Below are 23,397 nucleotides of genomic sequence, written 5' to 3'. Positions count from 1 at the left end.
CGGCAATGCAAGCGGACATCTTCTGCCGGGTCGTCGACAACTATGGCGACATCGGCGTCTGCTGGCGGCTGGCGCGCCGGTTGGCGCACGGCCGCGGCTGGGATGTGCGCCTGTGGGTCGACGACCTGGCCAGCTTCGCCCACATCCAGCCCGGGATCGCCACGGATAGCCCGCGCCAGCAACTGGCGGGCATCGACATCGTGCACTGGACCGAATCCCCGGATCCGGCGCTCGCCGCGCGCGATGTGGTGATCGAGGCATTCGCCTGCGATCCCCCCGAGGCATTCCTGGAGAGCATGCGGCGTGAGCATCCGGCCTGGGTCAACCTGGAATACCTGAGCGCCGAATCCTGGGTGGAAAGCTGCCACGGCCTGCCCTCGCAGCGGCCGGACGGGCTGGTCAAGCACTTTTTCTTTCCCGGCTTCACCAGCGCCACCGGCGGACTGCTGCGCGAGCCGGGCCTGTCGGCGGAGCGCGACGCCCTGCAGACATCGCCGCAAGACCAGGAAGCCTTCCTGCGGTCGCTGGGCGTGCCACAGGACCTGCTGTTGCGCCGCCGCGACGGCGCGCGCACCGTGTCCCTGTTTTGCTATCCGACGGCGCCGGTAACGGCGCTGGCCGAGGCTCTGGCGGCGGATCCGCGGCCCACCCTGCTGCTTGCCCCCGAAGGCGTGGCCCCCGGGCTGGAAGCCGCCTGTGCGGCGCCGGGCGCGCCGGCGGTGGCCCGGCTGCCCTTCGTGGCGCAGCCGGATTTCGACCGTCTGCTGTGGTGCTGCGACCTGAATTTCGTGCGGGGCGAGGATTCCTTCGTCCGCGCCGCCTGGGCCGCGCGCCCGCTCGTCTGGCAGATCTATCCCCAGGACGAAAACGTGCATCTGGAGAAACTGGAAGCGTGGCTGGCGCGCTATCCGGCCCCGGAAACCGCCCAGACGCTGATCCGGGCCTGGAACGAGCCGGAAACGGGCGCAACCGCTGCGGCGCTGTCTGCCGCCCTGGCGCCAGCCGCCTGGGGGGACTGGGCCGCCGCCGCGCGGGCCTGGGACGCAAGCCAGGCCGCGCTACCAGATCTTGCCGAAAATCTGGCTGATTTTTGCGCAGACTTGGCCAAGAAACGTTAGAATAGAGAGTTTTCCGAGCGCCCTGTATTTGTCGGGCCTCAACTATGACGCCTCCCGGGGTGTGCACGAAGCCGCTAGACGCTATAGCTGCGGCGGCTTTTTGCAAGCACGGCGAGTGCACCCATCACCCCCGGAGTTTTATCGATGAAAACCGCTCAGGAATTGCGAGTCGGCAACGTGGTCATGGTCGGCAAGGATCCCCTCGTGGTCCAGAAAGCCGAATACAACAAGTCGGGCCGTAACGCCGCTGTTGTGAAGCTGAAGTTCAAGAACCTGTTGACCGCCTCGGCCAGCGAATCGGTCTACAAGGCCGACGAAAAGTTCGAAGTCGTCCAGCTCGACCGCAAGGAGTGCACCTACTCCTACTTCGGCGACCCGATGTACGTCTTCATGGACGAAGAGTACAACCAGTACGAAATCGAAGCCGAGAGCATGGGCGACGCCCTGAACTACCTGGAAGAAGCGATGCCCGTGGAAGTGGTCTTCTACGACGGCCGCGCCATTTCGGTTGAACTGCCCACGACGCTCGTGCGCGAAATCACCTACACCGAACCCGCCGTGCGTGGCGATACCTCGGGCAAGGTGACCAAGCCCGCCAAGATCAACACCGGCTACGAACTGAACGTGCCGCTGTTCTGCGCCATCGGCGACAAGATCGAAATCGACACCCGCACGAACGAATACCGCAGCCGCGTCAACAACTGATCCGGCAAGCAGGCAAGAAAAAGCCAGACCTTCGGGTCTGGCTTTTTTATTGCCGTCTGCCTGACCAATCTTGCGGCCCTTGCTTGAAGGCATATAGCCGGACCACATGGGACCTGCCCTAGTCCCAAATTGGGACTAACATTGCGCTATGCGACTCATAGCCTTAAGCGCCCTCCGCCAGTTCTGGGAAAGGTACCCAGCGGCAGAACAACCCCTCAAGGCGTGGGTGGACGAGGCCAGCAAGGCGCAATGGAAGCAGCCTGCGGATATCAAGGCTCAGTATTGCCACGCCAGCATCCTGAAGAATCGGCGTGTGGTGCTCAACATCAAAGGCAATGATTTCCGCCTGATTGTGGCAATCGCATTCAACTTGAGCATCGTCTACGTGAAGTTCATCGGCACTCACGCGGAGTACGACAAGATTGACGCCGAAACCGTGGAAATGGAATGAACATGGAAATCCGCCCCGTACATACCGAGGCCGATTACAAGTCGGCGCTCAAGGAAATCTCCCGGTTGATGGAGTCTGATCCTGAACTGGGCACACCTGACGGTGACCGCCTGGACGTGCTGGCCACCTTGGTGCAAGCGTATGAAATGAAGCACTATCCGGTCGATCTGCCAGACCCTGTCGAGGCCATTAAATTCCGGATGGAGCAAGGCGGCCTGACCCCTAAGGATCTGGAGCCTATGATCGGCAAGCGCAACCGTGTATACGAAGTGCTGAACCGCAAGCGCGGTTTGACATTGCCAATGATCTGGCGTTTGCACACCGAGCTCGGCATTCCCGCAGAAAGCCTTATTCGGCCACCGGCTCACGCCTAATAACTGAAACGCGCTCATTCATCGACGACTTCCTGACGAAGCGGAATGCTTGCGCTGACCGCGGCAACACTCTGCCTAAGCTGGAGAACTGCGACTGTGGAAATTCGCCGTGCAAAGCTGGTGCCCGAGTTGCTTGTCGCAGATATCGCGGCAAGTCTGCAATTCTGGGTTGGTCTCTGTGGATTCTCGATCATGTACAGCCGCGAGGAAGACGGCTTCGTATATTTGGACCTCGACGGAGCGCAAGTCATGCTCGTCGAACGGCGCGGCGACAACGGTTGGATCACAGGTCCGTTGAGCGTGCCGCTGGGCAGGGGAATCAATTTCGAAATCGATGCGCCCTCTGTGGAGCCCTTTCTTGCCGCGCTTGCTAACGCCAAATGGCCACTGTTCCGGAATCCGGTAGAGCAGTGGTATCGGGGCAATGACGTTGAAATCGGCGTGCGCGAGTTCCTGGTTCAGGACCCTGATGGTTATCTGCTGCGCTTCTCGGCCAAGATCGGTGAACGCAGGCATACCACCTGACATTCCGTACGCCCGTTTTCCTGTCCGAATCGGCTAGGGGCGGCGCAGCGGGTCACTGCAGGCGCTCGTCATCCAGAAAATCCGGCACCGCCATGACGTCGATGCCGTCCTCGGCCAGCGATTCGCGCTCTTCCGGCGTTGCCGTGCCGCGGATGGGACGGTCGTCGGCATCGCCTTCGTGGATGCGGCGCGCCTCTTCGGCGAAGCGCGGCCCGACGTTTTCGGTGTTGCGCAGCAAGGCGCGCACCTGGCGCATGACGACTGCCTGCAATGCGGCCATTTTTTCCGCGTCAGACGCGTTGGCCGGCAACGCCGGCGGCTGGGCGGCTGGCGTGTGCAGGTGGGCGACGTTCAGGCGCGGCGCGGACAGCCGCTTGGTGATGCTGGCCGAACCGCAAACCGGGCACGTGACCAGGCCACGCGCCTGCTGCGCGTCATAGTCTTCGTGCGAACCGAACCAGCCCTCGAAAATGTGGCTGTGTTCGCACTGGAGGTCGAAAACTTTAAGTGCCATGGCGTCTATATGGGGTGCAACTCCCAGAATACAAGAAAGCGCCCCAGGGCAGGCGCTTAGCCCCTGCGTGCGCAATGCCTATTCACGGCCGGCCAAGACAAAGCGGGCCCGCAGGCCCGCTACTCAGCCTGCCCAGCGGGTTACTTGCCGCGGTTCTGGGCCACCGGGTTTCCCACTTGCGCCTGCTGCGCCTGCAAGGCGTCGATCTGGCGTTGCAGATCACGCAATTGCTGGCGCACGTCCTTCTGCTGGTCAGCCAGCGCCGTGGCTTCCTGGCGCGACTGCTCCTGGCGGGCCGCGACCTGCTCTTCCTGCTGCAGGCGCACCGCGCGGTCGGCCTGCAGGGTGCTCAGTTCGGCGCTGCGGCTGGCCAGCAGCTTCTCGGCGTGCGCGTATTCAGCCTGCATCTTGATGCGCTTGATGTCCACCTCGGCCAGCTCGGCGGATTGGGCGACGAAGGCGCGGTAGGTGGCTTCGGCCTGCTTGTCCGACTTGCTCTTCACCACGCGCCAGAAATCCTTCTGCTGGAACAAGGCAACGTAATAGGTCAGGTCGTCCGGCTTGAACAGCAGGCTGGCGCCATAGGTGCCGTTATAGGCAGTACGCAGCTCCGACACCTGGCGGCTTTGGATCAGGCCTTGCAGCTCCGACAGCGTGGATGCCGGACGCGCGGCGGGCGGCGGCGCGGGGGGAGTCACGGGCGTGGAGGCCGCCTGCGTGTCCTCGACCTGTTTAACCGTGGCCCGGGGCGCTTCGGATTGTGCGCTGGCGCAAGCGGCCAGGCCGGACAGGGCCGTGCCCAACAGCGCCATGCGGGCGGCGCCACGGATAAATTGGACGTTCATGCCTTCCCCAAAAAAATCGTTGCGGAACTATAGCAATTTATTTCGGCCGGGACAGACCCGCTTACATGCGCCGGCTCCGCAACTGTCGCCCACTACGGGGCATTACCTATTGCGTGTTCACATCGTCGTCTCGGCGAGACCATCGGCGGGTTCTCCCTGGCCCGTCCCGAGTTGCAGCTTGCGCATTTTTTCCCACAACACCTTGCGGCTGATGCCCAAGGTGTGGGCGGTATCCTGACGGCGCCAGCCGTTGGCGTCCAGCGCCGCCAGCACGCGCTCGCGTTCTGCGCGCTCGGCATCGGTGAAGGCGGCGGGCTCGACCCTCGCGGCTGCCGAGGCTGGAGCAGAGTGCAGCGGCTCGGCCAATTGGTCGAAGATGCGTTCGATGCGCGGCGGGTCCCAGGCCTGGAGCTGCCGCCGCACGATCGCGACGCGCTCGGCCACGTTGGACAGTTCACGCACATTGCCCTCGTAGCGCGTGCGCGAGACGCGCTCCAGCAACCACTGCGGCGGTTCCTCCTCCACGCCCAGGCGTTGCAGCAAGGCGCGGAAGATCGCCGCCTTCTCCTGCGGGCCGCGCTGCTCCAGGTTGGGTATGCGCAGTTCGATCACCGCCAGCCGGTAATACAGGTCCGCGCGGAACTCGTCCTGCCCCACCAGCACGCGCAAATCCTTGTTGGTCGCGGCGACCAGGCGGAAGTCCACCGGCACTTCCACGGTCGAGCCCAGCCGCGTCACCGTGTTCTGCTCCAGGACGCGCAAGAGCTTGACCTGCTGGTACAGCGGCAGGTCGCCGATTTCGTCCAGGAACAGCGTGCCGCCGCTGGCCTGCTCGAAATACCCCTTGTGCGCGCCGATCGCGCCGGTGAATGCGCCCTTGGCATGGCCGAAGAAATGCGCCTCGAACAGGCCCTCCGGAATGGCGCCGCAGTTGACCGCCACGAAGGGGCCGTCGAACCAGGCGGCCTGCTCATGCAGCAGGCGCGCAATGCGTTCCTTGCCCACGCCGGTTTCACCATGGATCAGCACGTTGCTGCGGCAGTCTGCATACATGTCCACTTCCGCCAGCAGGTCCCGCATGGTCGCGGAGACGGCAATCAGCGGCTGCTCGCGCCGGGGCGCGGCGCGATTGAGTTGATTCAGCGTGCCCAGCAGCTCATACAACAGCTTGCGCAGGTCCGCGGTGGTGAAGGTCAGCGGCAGCGTGTAGGAGTATTCCGGCGGGTAGTAGCGCGGGTCGCGTCCGCGCGCTTCCGCGGCGACCCAGATGACCGGCAGGCCTTGGGCCGCCAGCCAGTCGTAGCCGCTGAAGCGCTTGTCGCCCATCACCGACACCGACACCAGGGCCACCGCGGGCCGCGCCAGGTCGCGGGGCGGCGGAAACGCGGTGCCGGCGTCCGCCCGCAGCAGCGACACGTCCATACCCGCCAGGCAACGCTCGGCGCGGCTGGCAATGTCGGAGGTGCCTTCCCAGACGTACACGTCGAATTCTTCGCGCGCGAAATTCTGGCTCATCGCTTGGACCATGCGGGGATGGAAAGGACAGGGGTCAGAGGCTTCATCATCAATACACCAGGCGGGGTTTGCCGCAATCCACGGAAATCAGCGCTACGTCGGTCTGGCCCACGCTCAGGCCCAGCACATTAAGCAGTTGCTGCAACGCCACGGACAACGAACTCAGCAAAGGATCCAGCAGCACCATGACGACCGACAGCACGCCGCCCACCTGCCCGCTGCCGTTCAAGGCCAGCGCGCCGACGGCGTTGACGCGGCACTGCCGGATCGCGTCCGGCACCAGCGCCAGCGCGCAGGTCACGTCGCTGAGGGGGGCCAACAAGAGCGAGTTCAGGATGCCGCCAACCAGTTGCAGCGTGCCGCCCAACACCCCCGTCAAGCCACCCGTGGTCAGGCGCGCCCCGAGCTGGTCCATCGCCGTCTTGGACCACTGCATGTCGTTGACGACCTTGGAGATGGTCTTGCCGGCGTTGTTCTTGTCTCCGCCCACCAACTGCGTCGCCAGCTCTGTGCGTTGCGTTTCGGTCAGCGGGGTGCCGGTGTTGAACAAATCCCCCAGGATGCCCCCGATCAGCGCGTCCGTCAGGTTGGAGGCCAGCTTGGACAGGTCCACGTTGGTGGCATTGACGGTGGTGGTGGCGTTGGGCGATGGCGGCGCAGTGAGCGTCACCGACACGGGCGCCGAGGAACTGAACACCGGCAGCGTGACCCGGGCGGTAAGCGGCAATATGCCCAGTACGTTCAAGACCTGATGCCGTCCTATGGCGCCGAATGCGCTGGGCTCGCAGCGGTTCGTGAGCGACTGGAAATTCGCGGCGCTCGGGTCGGTGGCTGACGCCATGCCGGGGAAGCGGCCCAGACAGACGCTGGCCGCAGCCGACGTCACATCGATCATCGCCTGGTTCTCGGCCAGCGGCGCTTCGCACAGCTTGCGCAGCGTACCTGTGGATTGCGCCACGTCGATGATGATGGGCAGATCCACCTTGGTATTCAGGGTGTTGGCCAGCAAGGGCCCGACCAGCGGGATGTTGCTGGTGTTGACGCGCAGATACACGCGTATGCCGGCGCTGATGGCTTGCGCGCCGACACCGCCCACGCCCACGGCAGGCGGCTCGACGATGCGCACCCGGGCGTCCAGGCCCAGCAGCGGCACGCTCAGCCCCAGATTGATCAGGTTGCTGCCGTTGGCGATGGCCAGTCCGGTTTCCAGGATGTTCAGCGCGTTGACCTGGGCCTGCAAGGCAGCGGTGGGGTCGCCGCCCACCAGGTTCAGATTCAGCACGCCGCCATCGCCGAACAGCTTCACAGGCAGGTTTAGCGGCATCAAGTCCAACACCGTGTTGATGGCTTCGCTCAACAATCCGACATCGGCGTTGGCGGTTCTCTGCTTGTCGATGACGCTCAGCGTGGCGCGCAAGAGCTGACCCAGGGTCAGGTTGCTCAGCGCCGTCAATTGCTCGGGCGTGCCCACGCCCGCAGCCACCGACAGCGGCAGGCCCAGCGCCTCCAGCAGGCCGGCCGGCGTAATGCCGACATTGGCCAGGCCGGCGGCGTCCAGCACGTCCAGTTGCGTGGGCGACGCCCCCACCGTGGCCAGCAGCTGCGACAGCAGGCCGCCGCGTTCCAGGCGCAATAGCCGCGACCCCACTGTGAAGGTCGCCACGGGTTGGGTGTTGGTCGCCACCGCCGCCACCGACGCCGTGACGCCGCCCACGCCAGGGATAAGATTGGCCAGTTGCTTGCGCGCCGCTACCCGCACTGCGTTATAGGCCTGCCCGCCCGCCGCGTCGAAGACGTGCATGCCAGAGGGATCGGACCGCGTCGGATCCCACACCTTGCATTCCACCGTGAAATCGGCGGCCGTGAACGCATCCAGGATGTTCGGCACATTGGCCAGGGCGGAAGCGCGGCCAGCGGCGGCGGCCCGGGCGCAATCCGCGCTGGAGCCCAGGCTCAGCACCTGGACGGCCGACAGCGCCGCCAGGTCCGCCGCCTTCTGCATTTCGCGCTTCATGTAGAAGCCGTAGCCAAGCTGCAGCACGCCGAGCAACACCACCCCCACCAGCACCGCGAAGACGACGGCGACGGTCATGCTGCCGCGTTGCCGCGACGGCGAGGAAGGATGTGGACGGCCGGCTGACATGCTCTTGCGACTCCATACCCGCATGCGGCGGGGAATACCAACGCCCGGAACCTATTGGACGTTGGGAATTTCCACATTCCGGTCGAACCACACGGGAATGGGATGCTTGAAGCTCTCCAGATAGCGGTTCCAGGCGGCGGTAGACACCGGCCCCAGCACGGGCAAGGCATTGCCAGCGCGCCGCCCGTCGGCCTGCGCCGCCAGCAGCCCGCGCGTCACGTCGCCAAAGCCTTCTTGCGCCGCAGGCGCGGCGGCGGGCGCCTGCGGCAGCGGAGTCTGCACCTGCTGCACCACGGCCCGCTCCAGCATGGCGGACACAGGTTCCGGCGCCGACACGGCGGCAGGCGCCTGAGCGGACGGCGCGCTGCCCGCGGCGCCCGACATGCTGCCCGTCAACGGCGCATTGGATTGCGCCAGGACGGCCGCGGGCGCCTGCGCCGCAAGCGCGCAGGCCACGATGAACAAGGCGTGCTGGGTCGAATGGGACATGGCAGTCTTCCTCAAAACGGGGTTAGCGCACGATGGGTCCGTTACCCAAGCCGTCCATCAAGGGGCTCATCAACGGCATGACGGCCTGTTCGCCGCTGGACACCCGGGTGGCAGGCGCATAGGAAGCGCCCGCCGCCGGGGCCAGCTGGCCGCGGATCTCGGCGGCCAGGCGCAGCACCTGTCCGCGCGCCTCTTCATTCAGTTGCGCCCGCTCCATCAGGCGCTGCGCCTTGAGCGGATCGCCCTCGACCAGCAGCAACACCGCCAGGTTCGCCAGCACCTTGCCGCTTTCCGGCGTCAATTCGGCCGCCTGCCCCAGCGGCACGCGCGCGCCCGCCGGGTCGCCCGCGCGCAGGCGCGCATAGCCCAGGTCGCCCAGGATGCGCGCGTCCATGGGAGCCAGCTTGGCCGCCCGCGAAAAATAATCGGCCGCCTGGTCGAACTGCCCGCGCGAACCGGCGATCAGACCCAGGCCGTGCCAGCCCTCGGCCGCCTGGTCGGTGGCGGTAAGCGCGCGATAGGCCTGTTCGCTCAGCGCCGCCTGCCCGGTCTGGCGCAGCGCCTCGGCGCGCAGCACGGCCACGCGCGCGTCGTTGCCGTACTTCTGCTGATAGCCGTCGATGTACGCGAGCGACGCGAAATAGCGTTCCTGGCGTTGCGCCTCGACGATCATGGACAGCATCATCTCGGGTTCCTTGGGCCGGCTCTTGCTCTGGGCCTCGTCCTCCTTCTGCCGCAACAGCGCCTGCTCCTGCTGCTGTTGCTGGATCAGTTGCCAGGCGGATTCCGCGTTGTTGGTCTTGCATCCGCTCAAACCCGCGCCCGCCGCCAACACCGTGACGACAAGCACGCAGCGCCATGCGCGCGAGCTGCTTTCCGTTGCGCCGTTCATTACATCCCCCCCATGCGCGACAAACCGCGCAACACCGCGATGAACCCAGCCCCGCCCGTCACGATCAACAGCGCGGGCAATAGCGTCACGATCATGACCCCGGTCATCTTGACCGTGGTCTTGCCCACCTTCTCCTTCAGTTCCAGGCGCCGCTTGTCGCGCAGGCGTTCGCCGAAGCGGTTCAAGGGCTCCTGCACCGCGCCGCCGTGCTGGTCCACCTGCGCGATCAGGCGGCAGATGGCGGACAGGTCGTCGTTGTCGAAGCCCGTGGCCATCCTGGCCAGCGATTGTTCGCGCGTGCGGCCACGCACATAGAGCTCGGACGCCAGCCGCAATTCGAATGACAGCACCGGCAGCACCTGGCCGAACTCCTTGACCAGCACCTGCAGGCTCTGGTCGATCGACAGGCCCACGCCCTGCAACAGGCGCAACAGGTCAATCAGCAAGGGCAACTCATCGGCCGCTTGCCTGCGACGGCGCGCCAGGCGCCGCTGCACGATCCATTTCGGCAGCATGTAGCCGACAGCGAAAGCCACGAAGGCCACGACAAAAGCGCCCAGCGGCATATCCGGAAGATGCTTGTGCCAGTCCAGCATGACCGCCGCCACGGGCAGCAGGATCGCCAGGCCAAGCCGGATCAGGACGAAGCGCGAACGCGCGGTGCCGGGGTTGGCATAGCCAGCCATGTCCACCAGCTTGCGGTCCTCGGCGGCCAGCAGCGCATCGGCCAGCCGGCCTTCGCTCAGGCGCTTGCCGAACGTGTCGGCCGCCCGCGCGGCCGCTGCCAGCCTGCCCTGCCCGCCTTCGCTGCGCGCGGCCGCCGACGCCCTCGCGCCGTCGCGCGCGGCCAGCGCCTGATCCACCACCTGGCGACTGCGGCCCTGGCTGCGCAGGCGCCGCGCCATGCCCAGGCCCAGCACCACCAGGCCAGCCGCCACCAGCATCAGCGCCATCGCCAGCACGGTGGAAGCGTTCCAGGATTGCAGGATTTGCATGGCGCCCCTCCGGTCAAATGGCCTTGGCCATGCGATAGAGCCAATAACAGCCGCCGATCTGCAGGCAGACCGCGGTCAGCAGCATCCTGAAGCCTTGCGGGTCCTGCCACAGGCCCATGAACAAGTTGTTGTTGGCGACGATGATGAAGCCCGCGATGCCCACCGGCAGCAAGGCCAGAATCCAGGCCGACAAGCGGACCTCGGCCGAACTGGCGGTCAGTTCATTTCGCGCCTGCGCCACGTCGCGCATGAAGGCCGCCATGCGTTCCAGCACCTGGTCGCTGCGGCCGCCGAAGCGCAGGGCCAACGACACCACCGCCGCCACCATGTACAGCTCCTTCAGCCCATACAGGCGCGACACGTGCGCCAGGGCCGCGTCGAGCTCCTTGGAGCGGCTAAGGCCGGCCGCCGTCTCCACCACTTCGCGCAAAGGTTCGTCGGCAGCGGCGGCGGCCGTCTGGAACGCGGCGCCCATGCTGTTGCCGATGGTGAGCAGGCGCACGATGTTGTCCAGGAACGCGGGCAGCTGCGAGATCATGCGCCGCTGGCGCTTGTCGGCCTTCAGCCACAGCAGGAAGTAGGCGAACACCGCCAGCAGCAGCAGGGTCACCGCGCCGGAAAGCGCCCCCAGGAATGTCCATGCCAGCGCCGCGCCGACCACGACGGGAAGCGCGATGCGCACATACAAGCCGGCGCTTTGCCGCAGGCCGGCCAGGCGCAGCAAGCGGTCCCAACCGGAAAACCCGCTGCGGAACTCACGTGTGTTCTCAGCGAAAGGCGCGTCGGCGGCGGCCTCGTCGCGGCCCCGCTGCAGCTGGCTCTCCAGAAAGGCGGAACTGGCCGCCCGGCGGGCGCGGCGGTCGGCATGGCGCCACAGCAGCACCGCTCCTATGGTCAGCACCACGGCCAGGCTCGCAAGCGCCAGGGCTTCCTGCATCAGCGCCTCCTGCTCCAGAATCCGCCGCCCCCGCCATCGCGGTCGTCCGGCGGGTTGTCGCTGGCGCGCGCCTCGTTGCGCAGCTTGGCCAGCTTGGGCGTGTGAGGATGAATGCCCAGCCAGTTCCAGCGATCTTTCTCCTCGCCATCCTGCGTTGCGTAGGATTCGTGGCGATAGAGTTCCTGGGTGGAGATCACGTTGTCGCCCATGCCCGTGATCTCGGTCACCGACAGCACGCGGCGCTTGCCGTTGGACAGGCGGCCGATCTGCACGATGAAGTCCAGCGCGCTGGCGATCTGCCTGCGCAGGCTGTCCTCGCTGCCCTGAAATCCGGCGAAACCGGCCAGCATCTCGATCCGGTACAGGCATTCGCGCGGGGAGTTCGCATGGATGGTCGCCATGGATCCCTCGTGTCCGGTGTTCATGGCCTGCAGCATGTCCATGACCTCGGCGCCGCGCACTTCGCCCACCACCACGCGGTCCGGCCGCATGCGCAGGCTGTTGCGGATCAGCTCGCGGATGCTGACGGCGCCGCTGCCGTCAAAGCCGCCCTGACGCGACTCCAGCCGCACCACGTGGGGATGGTTGAGCGACAGTTCGGCGGTGTCCTCCACCGTCACCACGCGTTCCGTTTCCGGAATGAAGAACGCCAGCGCGTTCAGCAGCGAAGTCTTGCCCGAACTGGTGCCGCCGGACACCAGGATGTTGCAGCGGTTCTTCACGGCCTCGTTCAGCAGCCGGTAGATCTCTTCATCGAAGCTGCCCAAGGTCAGCAGGTCCGCCGGCTTGAGCGGGTCCTGGCGGAACTTGCGGATCGACACCATGGGGCCGTCGACCGCCAATGGTTCGATCACCACGTTCAGGCGGCCGCCGTCGGGCAGGCGCGCGTCCACCATGGGGCTGGACTCGTCGAGCCGCCGGCCGATCGGCGCCAGGATGCGGCGCACGATGCGCAGCACATGCTGATTGTCGGTGAAGCGCAGCGTCTCGCGGGCCAGCACGCCGCGGCGCGAGACGAAGACATTGTCATAGCCGTTGATCAGGATGTCCTCCACGGCCGGGTCCGCCAGCAGATCCTCCAGGGGCCCCAGGCCGGCCAGTTCCTTGGTCAGCGCTTCGGCAATGGCGCGCATTTCCCCTTCGTTGATCGGCACCCGGCGCAGGCGTACGAAGCTCGCGACCTCGATGTCCACGAATTCCTGGATCGCCGACCTGGCCCAGCGGCCGAACTCCGCACCCAGCTCCTCGATGCGGGACAGCAGGTGCTCGTACGCCGCCGTCTTCACTTCCTGGTAGCGGTCCGACGCCGAAAAGCCTTTGTCGCCATCGCCGCCGAACTCTATCGTCGCTGTCATGATCATGTCGGATCCCGTAGCCGTCCGTCTGTCTGTCCGTCAACCGACCACCATGCGGCGGTGCACGCCGGGCAGCCAGGTGGCCAGCCAGCCTGCACGCCCGCCAGGCGAGTTCTCTTCGGCGCACAGGCGTTCCGCCAGCGCCTGCACCGCGCGCACGTAGACATCGCGTTCGGCCTCTTCGTGCAGCAGATGGCCCCGGTTCGTGCACACCATCAGGGGCAGCGTGCGGTCCGGCAGCGTGCCCACCAGTTCCAGCTGGAAGCGTTCGGCGATCTGCTGCGCCGTCATGCCGTAGCGTTCGTCATAGCGGTTGACGATCAGGCCCAGGCTGCGCCGGTCCACGTGCTGCTGCTCCAGCTCCTGCAGTACGCCGGCCAGCGACACCAGCGCGCCGACGCTCTGGTCGGTCACGATCCAGTTCAGCTGCGAGGCGCGCGCCAACCCCGACACGAATTCGGGATTGCTGAAACCGCCCGCATCGGCCACCACGACCGAGAAGTGCTGGCGCATGCGCTCGAACACCAGCAGCGAATCCGACTGCGACACGTCACGCATCTGGCCCAGGTCTCGCGGCAGCGACAGCACGCTCAAGCCGTTGGCCGTATGCGCCATGGCCGATCCCAGCAGCGTCGAGTCGAGGCGGCGCAGGTTGCGGGCCGCCTCGGCGAAATCGAAGTCGCCGCCGATATTCAGATAGAGCTGGCAATCGCCCACGGGCCAGCCCAGGTCCATCAGCGCCACGCGGCTGGACAAGGGCAGCGGTTCGCCGGAAGGCTTGGCCGCCTTGGCTCCCAAGGCAGCGGCGCGCTGGCCGTGCGCAAGCTTCAGGCGGTCCTGCACCATGCCCGCCAGATGCACGGCCAGGGTGCTGGCGCCCACGCCCGGACGCGCGCCCAGCAGCACGACGCTGCGGCGCGTGCCGTCCATGCGGCCATCGGACGGCCGGTCGAGCAGGCGCAGCACCACTTCCTTGATTTCCTGCGGCGCAACCGAGGGATCGACAAAATCGCTGACGCCTGCCCGCAAGGCGGCGATCGCCCCTTCCGGCTGGCTCAGGAAGCCCACCGCCACGCGCGGCAACGTCGGCGCAATGCGGGCCAGCAAGCGCGCCAGTTCGGCGGACTTGAACAGTTTGCCGGGCTCGTCGTCGCTCAGGGTGAAGTCCAGGAACACCACCTGCGGCGCGATCTCCGTCAGGCGCCGCGCCAGTTCCTCTATGCGCGGCGATTCCTGGGTCAGCATCCCCAGGTCGCCCAAAGCCTGTCCCAACTGCGCCGCAACCGCGTTGCCCTGGGAGCAGAACAGGAACCGCGTGCCGTTTTGCAGGCCCACCCATTCGCTGGCATGTGTCTTCATATTGCTCACCGTGAAAAGCCCGGCATCTGCTGGCCGCCCACCGGGCCGGTCAGGTAATAGCCCCAAGCGTTGAATGCCGTGTCCGTCTGTTCCTGCTTGGCTCCCGGCAGCGGCAGGGCCACGCCGCGCGCGATGGGGCGCACCAGGCGCGGCGTCACGACGATGACCAGCTCGGTGTCCTCCTGGGAGTAATCAACGCTGCGAAAGAACGCGCCGATGATGGGCAGGTCGCCCAGCATGGGCACCTTGTTGACCATGGCCTTGGTCTGGCGCGATACCAGGCCGCTGATCACGAAGCTTTCGCCATCGCCCAGTTCCACCGTGGTATCAGCGCGGCGCGTACGCAACGCGGGAATGATGGTGCTGGTGTCCGCGCTGGTATTGATGGCGATGCCGTTGGTGTAGTCGAGTTCGCTGGCCTCGGGCGCGACCTTCAGCGAGATGCGGTCGCGCGAGAGCACGGTCGGCGTGACGGTCAGGCCGATGCCGAAGGGCTTGAAGGTCACATTGACCGTGCCCAGGCCGCCGGCCTGCGGAATCGGCAGCTCGCCGCCGGCCAGGAAACTGGCGCTCTGCCCGGTCAGGGCCACCAGGGTCGGCTCGGCCAGGACGCGCGCCATGCCATTGGTCTGCAGCAGGCGCAGCCGCGCCGCAAAGTTGTTGGAGTCGTAGAACAGCGAGAAACCCGAAGCCAGCGCGCCGCCCAGACTGGCGGGCATCGTGGAGCTGCCGCCGCTCCAGGGGCCGTTGCTGGCCGTGAAGCTGATGCCGGCCGCCTTCATCACCGAGCGCGACACTTCCACGACCTTCACTTCCACCTGCACCACGCCGCCGGCGCCTGCGGTGGACATGTCCACCACATTCTTTTCCCCGCCCACGGCGGATGCTGCCATGGTGGCTGACGCGATCTGCCCCAGCTGCGATTCGGCGTGGCCCGACACCACGGCATGGCCGTCGGCGATGTCCACGTTGGCGCCGCCGCCCAGGCCGCGGCTCGCCAACGCGCCCTGCACGCTGCCGCCGACGCGGACGTTCCATATCTGCGGCGCCGCATTGTTGCCGGACCAGACCTGCAATTGCGTGGTGCCGGGCTTCTTGCCATAGAGCAGTACTGAGCCCGCGCGCTTGCCGGAAGCGGGCAATACCTTCACGTCCGCCACATCCGGGTCGCCGATGGCGATACGCGTGGGCGCGCCGCCATCCAGCATGAGGGTCTGCTGTCCCTTCACCGCCATCGAGATGTCGCGGGCCGGCGCATTCGCGCCTGCCGCGGGCGCTGCGGTCTGTGCCAGGCCTAGGTCGCCATGCATCATCGCTGCCGCGCCCGACAGCAGGCAAATCATGGTGGTGCGCTGATGTTTCTTCATAGTGCTGGACCCGATGATGGAATAAGTCCGGCTGCGGCCAGCGCCTGGTCCGCCCGCAGCCCCGTTCAATAGCGCACGCGCTCGGATTTCTCTCCTCGGATGATTTCCACAGTCCTGCCGCCGCCGGAACCCTGGGGCCGGCCGGCGGCGCGGGCGGCGGGCGCCAGCGCCGCGGCCGTCGTGCCGTCCAGTTGCACCAGGCTCTCGCCGGCATAGGCGCGGTTCGGTCCCGTCAGCAGCGATTCGCGCTGCGCAGGGGTCAGGTCGGCCCGCACCGGCAGCACCGTGCCGCGCTGGGCGAACAACTGCGCGTCGGGCATGCTGTCATCGCCCACCGGGCGCAAAGCCAACTGCAGGCGCCCGGCGCGGCTGGCCAGCATCAGCTCGTTGACGCGATCGACCGGCACGGCCAGCACCGCGGTGCGCGCCGGCTGGCCGGGACCGCCCTGTTGCAGCGCCGACTTTTCGTCCGGCCCTTCCACCGTCGCCTTGCCATACGCCAGCACGCGCACCTGCGACTGCAGCAGGCGGGCCTGGCCGACGGCCACTTCGGCGCTTTTCTCGATCATGAAGAACACGTCCACCATGTCGCCGGGAACGATGCGATTGCCGCCGCCGATCACTTCGTCCACCGCGATGGCGACGGCGCGTTCGCCCGGTTTGAGCTGGCGCGCCAGGCCCTGCGTCAACAGGCTGGGCACTATCGGATCGCCTGCGGCGATGTCGACCTTCGTCACCGCGCCCTCCAGCGGCGCGACGTCGGCAAACCCGCCGGACAGTGCAACCTGCCACTGCGCCACCGTCAGCATTCTTGCGCTGTCGATGCGCGAACCGGCCGGAATCGGCTCTCGCGCCACCACCACCGGATGGAGTTTGAGCGGTTCCGCCGGCGTCGCCGCGACAGGCGCAGGCGCCACGCTGGTCGGGGGACTCGCGGGCGCCGAGGCCAGCCGCCAGGCCACGAAGGCCAGCACCAGGCCCGCCACCAGCAACATGCCCGCGATGATCTTGCTCAGACTGCTCATGGTGTCCCCTGCGATATCTGCACGACGGCCTGCGAATGCAATCTGTTGGGTATCCAGTTCCGGTTCGTGCCCGGCAACGCCGTGATCAGCCCTCGCACGGTCTCCAATAGCGGCCAGGACTGCGTGTTGTAGGTCATGGCGACGGTGGCGCAATCGGCTGGCCTGCCGCCCGCCCCAGTCCATGCACACGGCGCGCGCGTGGTGCTGCACAGCACCGCCGAGCCGGCGGAAAAGGTGCCCATCGCCGCCAGGCAGGCCGCCGCAGGCACATCGGCCTGACCACTGAAGCGGGCGTAGACCGCGGCGCGCGCGCCGTCGGCCGCGGCGGCGGCCAACTGCTGCTGCATCCAGAACAGCGCGCCGAATCCGACCACGCCGCAGATGAAGAGCAGCAGCAAGGTGAGCGTCAGCGAAAACTCCAACGCCGCGATGCCGCGCTGGCGCTTGCGTGAAGTCTGGCCGGCAGGGAGTTGCACGCAGGCTCGCATCTCAGCCTCCCCCGCCCAGGGCATTGCCCAGATGCACCGTGGCGCGCGCACTCAGCACGCTGGAGGCCGGCATCAACGCCGCCTGCAGCAGCGGCACCGAGGGGATGAGCGGATGGGCGCCATAGGCGTAGGACACGGTGACTTCGATCTGGTCCTGCGCCAACGGCATGCCGCTGCAGGCGCCGCCGGCCGCGCTGCTGAGCGCGCCCGCGCTGCCGCAGACCGCCACCTGGACCGGCGCGGCGGACATCGTGCTGATCCACTCCGCCTGGTACAGCGCGGAATCGCGGCCGGCGTCGGCTCGCGCCGTCAGCGACGCGGAACCCGCCTGCCACTGCAGGACCTTGCGCGCGCCATCCTGCGCGGCCAAGGTCACGGAATGCTGCGCGGCGACCACCAGGGAATACGTCAGGATCCCGTAAAACACCAGGAAGAACACCACGAATACCAAGGCGAACTCCACGGAATAAGAACCGCGATGCCGGCGGCGAGGCCCAGATACGCGGCATAGGGGATCTGCCGCGCCCGGTTGCTCAGCGCCCAGACCCGGGACACCGCCAGATACAGCAGGCCATGCAGGCCGGCCAGCACGCTGGCCAGCGCCAGCGTCACCATCAGCGGCGCGAAGCCCAGCAGCAGTCCGAGCACGGCGATGGCCTTGATATCCCCTGCTCCCATGAGACGCCTGCGCCACAAGGGCAGGAATGGCGCCGCGACCAAAAAGCCGGCCAGCGCCATCCACCATCCCGACCATCGCGGCGGATAGGCCCAGCCAGGCGCCAGCAAGGCCGCCAGCAGCCATAGCAATTGGCCCGCAAGTCCCGCGATGATCAGCCGGTTGGGGACGCGGCGATAGCGCAGATCGGCGTGGATCAGCGCCAGAATCCAGCATGTGAACAACAGCCACCACAGCACTACCCCTGGATACAAGGCTAAGACCTTCTGAAAAAACGAATGCGACAACGGGCGCGCCGGATCGGCGCGGACTCCTTCAATCAAGTGATGCGATGTTGCGGGCACGCGCCGCGGCGGCTATGGATACGCTGCCGCCGCGGCGCGGATCGGCTTGCGGCTCACTCCGCGGGAGGCGTGGTCCGGGCAGTGTCGAGCTTGGTCCCGAGGTCCGAGAACATCGATTGCAAAGCGCCGGTAAACGCCCCCACCGCGACAATGAGGGCTACCGCCACCATGCCCGCGATCAGCCCGTACTCCAGGGCAGTGATGCCCTCTTCGTCATTCCAGAACTGCGAGAGTGTTGCTTTCATGTCGAGCTCCATGGGTCTCGATTGATGACCGGGGCCGTTCTTCAACATTCTTCAAGAAGCAGAGCCAGCCCCCTAAAGCCTGGAACCGCCCACGCGCCGCCCTTGTTTGCACGGCGCGCGTCCAGGGTCCAGCTAACCCGGCCCTGGCGTGGCTCCGGGCAATCTGTCCGGAGCCGCGCCAGGTGCCGATTCAATGATCGAGTCGATGCGCTGCGCCGTGCGCGCGCGAAAGCGTTCGGAAGCGCGCTGCAAATGCCAACGCATGAGGAACAAGGTGACGATCGAGAGCGCGAAAGCGATGTATGGCAGCTTGGCGCCGCCGATATGCAGGCCGACGGCGTCATTCTGGGTCGTGCAGATGACGGCGCCGGCGGCCGCGCCGGTGTAGTGCATGCCGCAAACCGCGATGGCCATCAAAACGGCCGCGCCGATGCGCTGGCGTTCATTCTGGGTATTGAAGGCAAGCCACAAGGCCGCGGTAGCCGCGATGACGGCGATCAGCACCGACAAAACCACCAGCGGCAGGTTCCAGAGCAATACCGCCGGCATGCGCGCCGCGCTCATGCCGACATAATGCATGGAGGCCACGCCAAACCCCGCGGCACAGCCACCGACCAGGCATCGGAGAAAGCTGAAACGTTCGCGGCCGACATACCAGAACGCCCAGCCGGAAAATCCTGCGGCAACCACGAAACTGAGTATCGTCAGGCCGACCTGGTAACCCACTTCAAACGGCAGGTTCTGCGCCAGCATGCCGATGAAATGCATGCTCCAGATACCCACGCCGCCCATCGCCACCGCGCCGATGACGATATAGCCGATGCGGATTTCGCCGTCCTGGGTTTCTGCCCGAATACCGGCTGCGGCCAGCAGGGCCACATACGAACCCAAGGCGGCGATCAGGAACGAAAGCGCCACCAGACCGCCATTGAATGAAAGCGGAACGATATCGCCCGGGCTCATGAATGCCCCGCTTGTGGCGAGCCATGACGGCAATACGCGGCCGTCAGGCAGTTGCAGCAATTCTTGCGGTAATCCCCAGCCATCTTGACCTCCGGGCGGGCCACACATTTTGCGTATTTTTGATACGTATCTTTAGTTTATATATTGCCAAATCATACACATCAGGGTTTTCACTGAATTTCGCTATATTGCGACATAAGATGTGTAACGAACGCTCCTAAGTTTTCGAAAACATTATTAAATCCGGCTGAACGGCGGTTATCTTGGCCCGAAAATAGTTTCCGCAACGGAAGAATATTCCGAAATAATGTCGACGCGATGAGCCGAGGGAGGCGGAATTTGAAATTAATTGTCATTCTGCCGGGATTGCTGGCACCATATGCGCACCGGCAAATGCAACTTTTTCCTAACACTGTTGCAGCCCTTTTCCATCCGATACTCGATCGGGATCAGCTATCCGTTCAGAAGCGCCAGCGGAAATGAGAGACGAAAAAGGCAAGAGACGCATGTTTCCGGCGAGTCCGATTTGCCTCGCCCTCTTGTGCATATTGGCGGCCAGCTCTCAGGCCAGGGCGGAAGGCCCGCTACGCGGCAACCCGGTGGACGCCATGCCGCGGCTGGAGCGTCCGCCCTCGGCAACGCAACCCCCGCCCTACGTCCAGACCGCAACGCCAGAACAACTGGCCTTGCAGGCCCGGCTGGCTCAACGCATCGTGCCGCGCAATTTCGACGTCAGCGGCGTGCGCGCCATTCCATTCGAGGAAGTGTCCGGATTGCTCAGCCCTCTGGCTGGCAAGGAAATCAGCCTGGGCGAGCTGGTCCAGGAAGTCGACAAGATCACGCAGCTCTACCGCGACAAGGGCTTTCCGCTTTCCTTCGCGCTGCTGCAGAACCAGACCTTTGCCAACGGCCTGGTGGTAGTGACAGTGGTCGAGGGCTACATCGCCAACGTGCGGATCGAAGGCGACATCGGCAATGCGCAGGACCGGCTTGAAGCGCTGGCCGCGCCGATGCAGGAAGAAAGGCCGCTCAAGCAGGCCACGCTGGAACGTCAGTTGAACCTGATGCGCACCGTGCCCGGCGTCAAGTTCACGCCCAGCCTGGATTTGCCGCGCCGCGCGGACGGCGCGACCGAACTGGTGCTGGCGGCCAGCCGCCAGCCCGTCAGCCTGACCGGCGGCATCGCAGACCTGGGCACCGGCATGCAGCCCATCGTGAACCTGGCGACCAACAGCCTGACGCCCCTGGGCGAGCAAGTGAAGCTGACAGCCTCGGTGCCCTTCAATACCGATGACGTGAAGTACGTGTCGGGTGAAATCCGCGTGCCGATTGGTGCGGACGGCCTGGCGATCAAGATCGACGGCTACCACTACGACGCCCGGCCCCAGGACGACGCAATCGAAATGCTGGGCTTCGAACGCCGCGTGAAGAACGACCGCATCGGGGTTGGCGTGAGCTATCCGTTCCTGTTGAACAACACCCGATCGCTGACGGGAACGCTGGGCGTATACGCGGCCAATTCGAAGGACCGGTACGAGGCCCACAGCACCGACCGGTGGCTGCAGCAGGATGCGCAGGTGCGTGCGGCGACCGCCGAAATGCGCTACATCCAGGTGTCCGAGACCAAGGCCACCGACGTCACGTTGAGCGTGGCCAAGGGGTTCGACGCGGCGGGGGCAAAGAAGGACATCGCGACCAACTATGGTTATTCCGCCACCCCGCTGCTGGACCTGGACTTCACCCGCTACAACCTCAACGCCAGGCAGACCTTCGTGCTGCCCGCCCAGATCGGCCTGGTTTTCTCGGGTGCGGCGCAGTACTCCAGCAATATCCTGCCGTCGTCCGAACAGATCTCGTACGGTAGCTGGCGTTACGCCATGGGCTATCCGCAGGGCGACCAAAGCGGTGACAAGGGCGTCGGCGTATCGGCGGAAATCAATCGCCGCTTCGGCGTGGGCTGGGAATACCTTTCCAGCGTGCAGCCCTACGCCCTGGTCGACTACGCACGCACTTGGTACAACAACAAGGACCTGCAGACTTTGAACCAGCGGCACCTGTCTTCCGTGGCTCTCGGCTTGCGCTTTACCGACGACAAATACTATCTGTTCGATTTCAACGTGGCCAAGCCGGTGGGATCGGCCACCGTGAACGACAACCGCGACGTGCGCTTCAACGCCAACTATTCGCTGTTTTACGACGCGTTCTAGCCGTCCTGAACAGCGCGCCCGACAAGCCGATGAACGCCCGCCATGACGGGCGTTTTTTCTTGGGCGACGCCGCCGGCGTTACGTAACGCCCGCCGTAACGTTACGTCGGATGGGCGGCTTTCCGTAACATTCGCAGGCTCCTGGCGATCGCAAAAGTGAGGATTTTCCAGATTTAAGGAAAACCCTTAATCACCGCCATATCCCATTGATAATGAAGCGATTTATTTCCTCAGAATTTACCGAAGCAGGCGTCTTGAAGCGGGCCTGAAAAATCTTGGCATGATTTGTGCATGAGGAAGCGTATCGGGTTGTTTCGACGCCTGACTCTTCCAACCAAAGGAGCTCGCCATGCATACCCATTCCGACACGCGCCGCCTGCAACGCGTCCTGACCGCCACCGTCCTTGCCACCGCGCTGGTAAGCGCCCTGGCCGCCTGCGGCGGTGGCGGCGGCGGAAAGAAAACCGCGGGCCTGCCCGGGACGGACATTCCGACCAATCCTGGCGGTGGCGGCCTGGATCCCGGCGGCGGTCTGAACCCCGGCGGCGGTACCAACCCTGGCGGCGGCACCGACCCGGGCGGTGGTACCAATCCCGGTGGCGGGACCAACCCCGGCGGCGGGACCAACCCCGGCGGCACTGACCCCGGAGGCGGCACCGATCCTGGCGGCGGCACCAACCCGCCGCGCGTGAGCGGCCTGCTGGAAACCACGTTGGGCAATACCGGCGCGGCGCTCGACAACACCCTGCCCCTCAATCTGGACACGACCTTGAGCGGCGTGGGCAAGGCGCTGGATCCCACGATCAAGCCGGTCGCCGACACCGTCGTCGGCCTGACCCAGCAGATCGGCGCCACGACCGGCTTGGGCCAGCCCGCCGACGGCGTCGTCAAGCAGGTGGGCGGCCTGGTCAGCGACCTGGGCGCAAGCGTCAAGGGCACGGGACTGCCTGGAGGTCTGAGCACCGGCGTCGGAGGCCTGGTGGATGGCCTGGGCAAAACCGTGGCCAGCACCGGCGGCCTGCTGAGTGCGAACCCGAACAACCCGAATCCTCTGACCACAGTGCTGGGCAACACCACAGGCGCTATAGGCGCCCTGACTGGGGCGCTATCGGGCCAGGGCGGCCTGCTGCAGCCCCTGACCCAGGTGGTTGGCAGCCTGACGGGAGAGGTCTTGAGCGGCCCCGCGTTGGGAGTGCTGGAACCCTCATTGGGCAACACAGGCCAGGCCGTCGATAACGTGTTGCCGCTGGGCCTCCAACCCGTGCTGGGCGGCGTAGGCCACGCACTCGATTCGACCGCCAGTCCGCTGGTCGCCAAGGTTACTGGTCTGACGCAGCAAGTGGGCGATGGCGCCAAGTTGGGCGCACCGGTGGCGGGGCTGCTAAGCAGCCTGGGCGGCACCGTCACCAATCTGGGCAGCGCCTTGCCGGGAAACGCGACTGGGCTTAACGATGTCGTACGGAACCTCGGCGGCGCGCTCAACACTGCGGGCGGCTTGCTCCATGCCTCGCCATCCAATCCCAACCCCTTGGGTTCGACACTACACAACGCCACGGCTGCCGTAGCTTCGCTGACCGGCACCCTGGGCCTGGGCGGAGTGACCGGTGGCCTGACGGGCGGCGCGAGTGGTACGGGCGGACTGCTGGCGCCGGTGACGGGCTTGCTCGGCAACGTGACCGGAGCCGTGGGCGGCGCAACCGGCGGCGCCAATGGCGGACTGCTGGCGCCGGTGACGGGCCTGCTCGGCAACGTGACCGGAGCCGTGGGCGGCGCAACCGGCGGCGCCAATGGCGGACTGCTGGCGCCGGTGACGGGCCTGCTCGGCAACGTGACCGGAGCCGTGGGCGGCGCAACCGGCGGCGCCAA

Annotated in this window: 24 protein-coding genes; 7 read left to right on the top strand and 17 right to left on the bottom strand. The window is 66.0% G+C overall.

All coding sequences use genetic code 11. The features are described 5' to 3' along the window. Positions 1 to 5: 5 nt before the first annotated feature. The 5 genes from earP to IB268_RS27550 all read left to right on the top strand — a co-directional run bounded on the left by earP (position 6) and on the right by IB268_RS27550 (position 3,173). Positions 6 to 1,118 (top strand): elongation factor P maturation arginine rhamnosyltransferase EarP, encoded by a 1,113-nt coding sequence (gene earP / locus IB268_RS27570; RefSeq protein WP_192355135.1) that lies wholly within the window; start codon positions 6 to 8, stop codon positions 1,116 to 1,118. Positions 1,119 to 1,262: 144 nt separating this feature from the next. Continuing rightward, a complete protein-coding gene (efp, locus tag IB268_RS27565; RefSeq protein ID WP_006225610.1) occupies positions 1,263 to 1,823 on the top strand; it encodes an elongation factor P in 561 nt (186 codons plus the stop codon). A gap of 148 nt (positions 1,824 to 1,971) precedes the next feature. Continuing rightward, positions 1,972 to 2,274: a type II toxin-antitoxin system HigB family toxin gene (locus IB268_RS27560; protein ID WP_192352252.1), complete on the top strand. Its 303-nt coding sequence runs from the start codon at positions 1,972 to 1,974 to the stop codon at positions 2,272 to 2,274. A 2-nt stretch (positions 2,275 to 2,276) separates the two neighbouring features. After that, positions 2,277 to 2,648 carry a type II toxin-antitoxin system HigA family antitoxin gene (locus IB268_RS27555; RefSeq protein ID WP_346546232.1) on the top strand — a complete coding sequence of 124 codons (372 nt, stop codon included), beginning with the start codon at positions 2,277 to 2,279 and terminating at the stop codon, positions 2,646 to 2,648. Between the two features lie 45 nt (positions 2,649 to 2,693). Further along, a complete protein-coding gene (locus tag IB268_RS27550) occupies positions 2,694 to 3,173 on the top strand; it encodes a VOC family protein (protein ID WP_225590288.1) in 480 nt (159 codons plus the stop codon). 52 nt (positions 3,174 to 3,225) lie between these two features. Here IB268_RS27550 and IB268_RS27545 read toward each other — a convergent pair whose 3' ends face one another. The 17 genes from IB268_RS27545 to IB268_RS27465 form a co-directional block, all read right to left on the bottom strand. After that, entirely contained in the window at positions 3,226 to 3,687 is a 462-nt protein-coding gene (locus tag IB268_RS27545; RefSeq protein WP_125471861.1) for a DUF1178 family protein, read from the bottom strand. Between the two features lie 140 nt (positions 3,688 to 3,827). Beyond that, a complete protein-coding gene (locus IB268_RS27540; protein ID WP_192355134.1) occupies positions 3,828 to 4,532 on the bottom strand; it encodes a DUF2968 domain-containing protein in 705 nt (234 codons plus the stop codon). A 117-nt stretch (positions 4,533 to 4,649) separates the two neighbouring features. After that, positions 4,650 to 6,047: a sigma 54-interacting transcriptional regulator gene (locus IB268_RS27535; protein WP_175163168.1), complete on the bottom strand. Its 1,398-nt coding sequence runs from the start codon at positions 6,045 to 6,047 to the stop codon at positions 4,650 to 4,652. 49 nt (positions 6,048 to 6,096) lie between these two features. Next, positions 6,097 to 8,139 carry a pilus assembly protein TadG-related protein gene (locus IB268_RS27530; RefSeq protein ID WP_175181775.1) on the bottom strand — a complete coding sequence of 681 codons (2,043 nt, stop codon included), beginning with the start codon at positions 8,137 to 8,139 and terminating at the stop codon, positions 6,097 to 6,099. Positions 8,140 to 8,241: 102 nt separating this feature from the next. Next, complete coding sequence (locus IB268_RS27525) at positions 8,242 to 8,679, bottom strand: DUF3613 domain-containing protein (protein ID WP_192355133.1); 438 nt, start codon at positions 8,677 to 8,679, stop codon at positions 8,242 to 8,244. Between the two features lie 22 nt (positions 8,680 to 8,701). Continuing rightward, complete coding sequence (locus IB268_RS27520; RefSeq protein ID WP_054453006.1) at positions 8,702 to 9,571, bottom strand: tetratricopeptide repeat protein; 870 nt, start codon at positions 9,569 to 9,571, stop codon at positions 8,702 to 8,704. After that, positions 9,571 to 10,566 carry a type II secretion system F family protein gene (locus IB268_RS27515; protein ID WP_175181773.1) on the bottom strand — a complete coding sequence of 332 codons (996 nt, stop codon included), beginning with the start codon at positions 10,564 to 10,566 and terminating at the stop codon, positions 9,571 to 9,573. The genes IB268_RS27520 and IB268_RS27515 overlap by 1 nt, the downstream gene beginning before the upstream one ends. 13 nt (positions 10,567 to 10,579) lie before the next feature. Then, positions 10,580 to 11,503: a type II secretion system F family protein gene (locus IB268_RS27510; protein WP_119450015.1), complete on the bottom strand. Its 924-nt coding sequence runs from the start codon at positions 11,501 to 11,503 to the stop codon at positions 10,580 to 10,582. Continuing rightward, entirely contained in the window at positions 11,503 to 12,864 is a 1,362-nt protein-coding gene (locus tag IB268_RS27505; RefSeq protein WP_054453013.1) for a CpaF family protein, read from the bottom strand. The genes IB268_RS27510 and IB268_RS27505 overlap by 1 nt, the downstream gene beginning before the upstream one ends. A gap of 33 nt (positions 12,865 to 12,897) precedes the next feature. Further along, a complete protein-coding gene (locus tag IB268_RS27500; RefSeq protein ID WP_175164483.1) occupies positions 12,898 to 14,226 on the bottom strand; it encodes a pilus assembly protein CpaE in 1,329 nt (442 codons plus the stop codon). Continuing rightward, positions 14,223 to 15,584, bottom strand: coding sequence for a type II and III secretion system protein family protein (locus IB268_RS27495; protein ID WP_192355132.1), 1,362 nt, complete (start codon positions 15,582 to 15,584; stop codon positions 14,223 to 14,225). Before IB268_RS27495 ends, IB268_RS27500 begins: the two co-directional genes overlap by 4 nt. A 65-nt stretch (positions 15,585 to 15,649) precedes the next feature. Continuing rightward, positions 15,650 to 16,609 carry a Flp pilus assembly protein CpaB gene (cpaB, locus tag IB268_RS27490; RefSeq protein ID WP_119450018.1) on the bottom strand — a complete coding sequence of 320 codons (960 nt, stop codon included), beginning with the start codon at positions 16,607 to 16,609 and terminating at the stop codon, positions 15,650 to 15,652. After that, complete coding sequence (locus tag IB268_RS27485) at positions 16,606 to 17,085, bottom strand: TadE/TadG family type IV pilus assembly protein (RefSeq protein ID WP_244958701.1); 480 nt, start codon at positions 17,083 to 17,085, stop codon at positions 16,606 to 16,608. Before IB268_RS27485 ends, cpaB begins: the two co-directional genes overlap by 4 nt. A gap of 13 nt (positions 17,086 to 17,098) precedes the next feature. Next, entirely contained in the window at positions 17,099 to 17,560 is a 462-nt protein-coding gene (locus IB268_RS27480; RefSeq protein ID WP_082400878.1) for a TadE/TadG family type IV pilus assembly protein, read from the bottom strand. Beyond that, positions 17,506 to 18,027 carry a prepilin peptidase gene (locus IB268_RS27475; protein WP_082400946.1) on the bottom strand — a complete coding sequence of 174 codons (522 nt, stop codon included), beginning with the start codon at positions 18,025 to 18,027 and terminating at the stop codon, positions 17,506 to 17,508. Before IB268_RS27475 ends, IB268_RS27480 begins: the two co-directional genes overlap by 55 nt. Positions 18,028 to 18,170: 143 nt before the next feature. Then, positions 18,171 to 18,362, bottom strand: coding sequence for a Flp family type IVb pilin (locus IB268_RS27470; protein ID WP_192355131.1), 192 nt, complete (start codon positions 18,360 to 18,362; stop codon positions 18,171 to 18,173). 132 nt (positions 18,363 to 18,494) lie between these two features. Beyond that, the gene (locus tag IB268_RS27465; RefSeq protein ID WP_054453023.1) at positions 18,495 to 19,325 is read right to left on the bottom strand and encodes an MHYT domain-containing protein; all 831 of its coding nucleotides are present in this window, start codon (positions 19,323 to 19,325) and stop codon (positions 18,495 to 18,497) included. Positions 19,326 to 19,933: 608 nt separating this feature from the next. Here IB268_RS27465 and IB268_RS27460 point away from each other — a divergent pair. Then, entirely contained in the window at positions 19,934 to 21,532 is a 1,599-nt protein-coding gene (locus tag IB268_RS27460; protein ID WP_370126546.1) for a ShlB/FhaC/HecB family hemolysin secretion/activation protein, read from the top strand. A 348-nt stretch (positions 21,533 to 21,880) separates the two neighbouring features. Continuing rightward, positions 21,881 to 23,397: collagen-like triple helix repeat-containing protein (locus IB268_RS27455; protein WP_192355130.1), on the top strand; the 1,517-nt coding region annotated here is incomplete at its 3' end.

This window comes from Achromobacter sp. ACM01 (assembly GCF_014851745.1).
Lineage (GTDB): Bacteria > Pseudomonadota > Gammaproteobacteria > Burkholderiales > Burkholderiaceae_B > Achromobacter > Achromobacter aegrifaciens.
The sequence above is the reverse complement of the archived record's forward strand: the minus strand, read 5'-3'. Positions and strand labels throughout refer to the sequence as shown.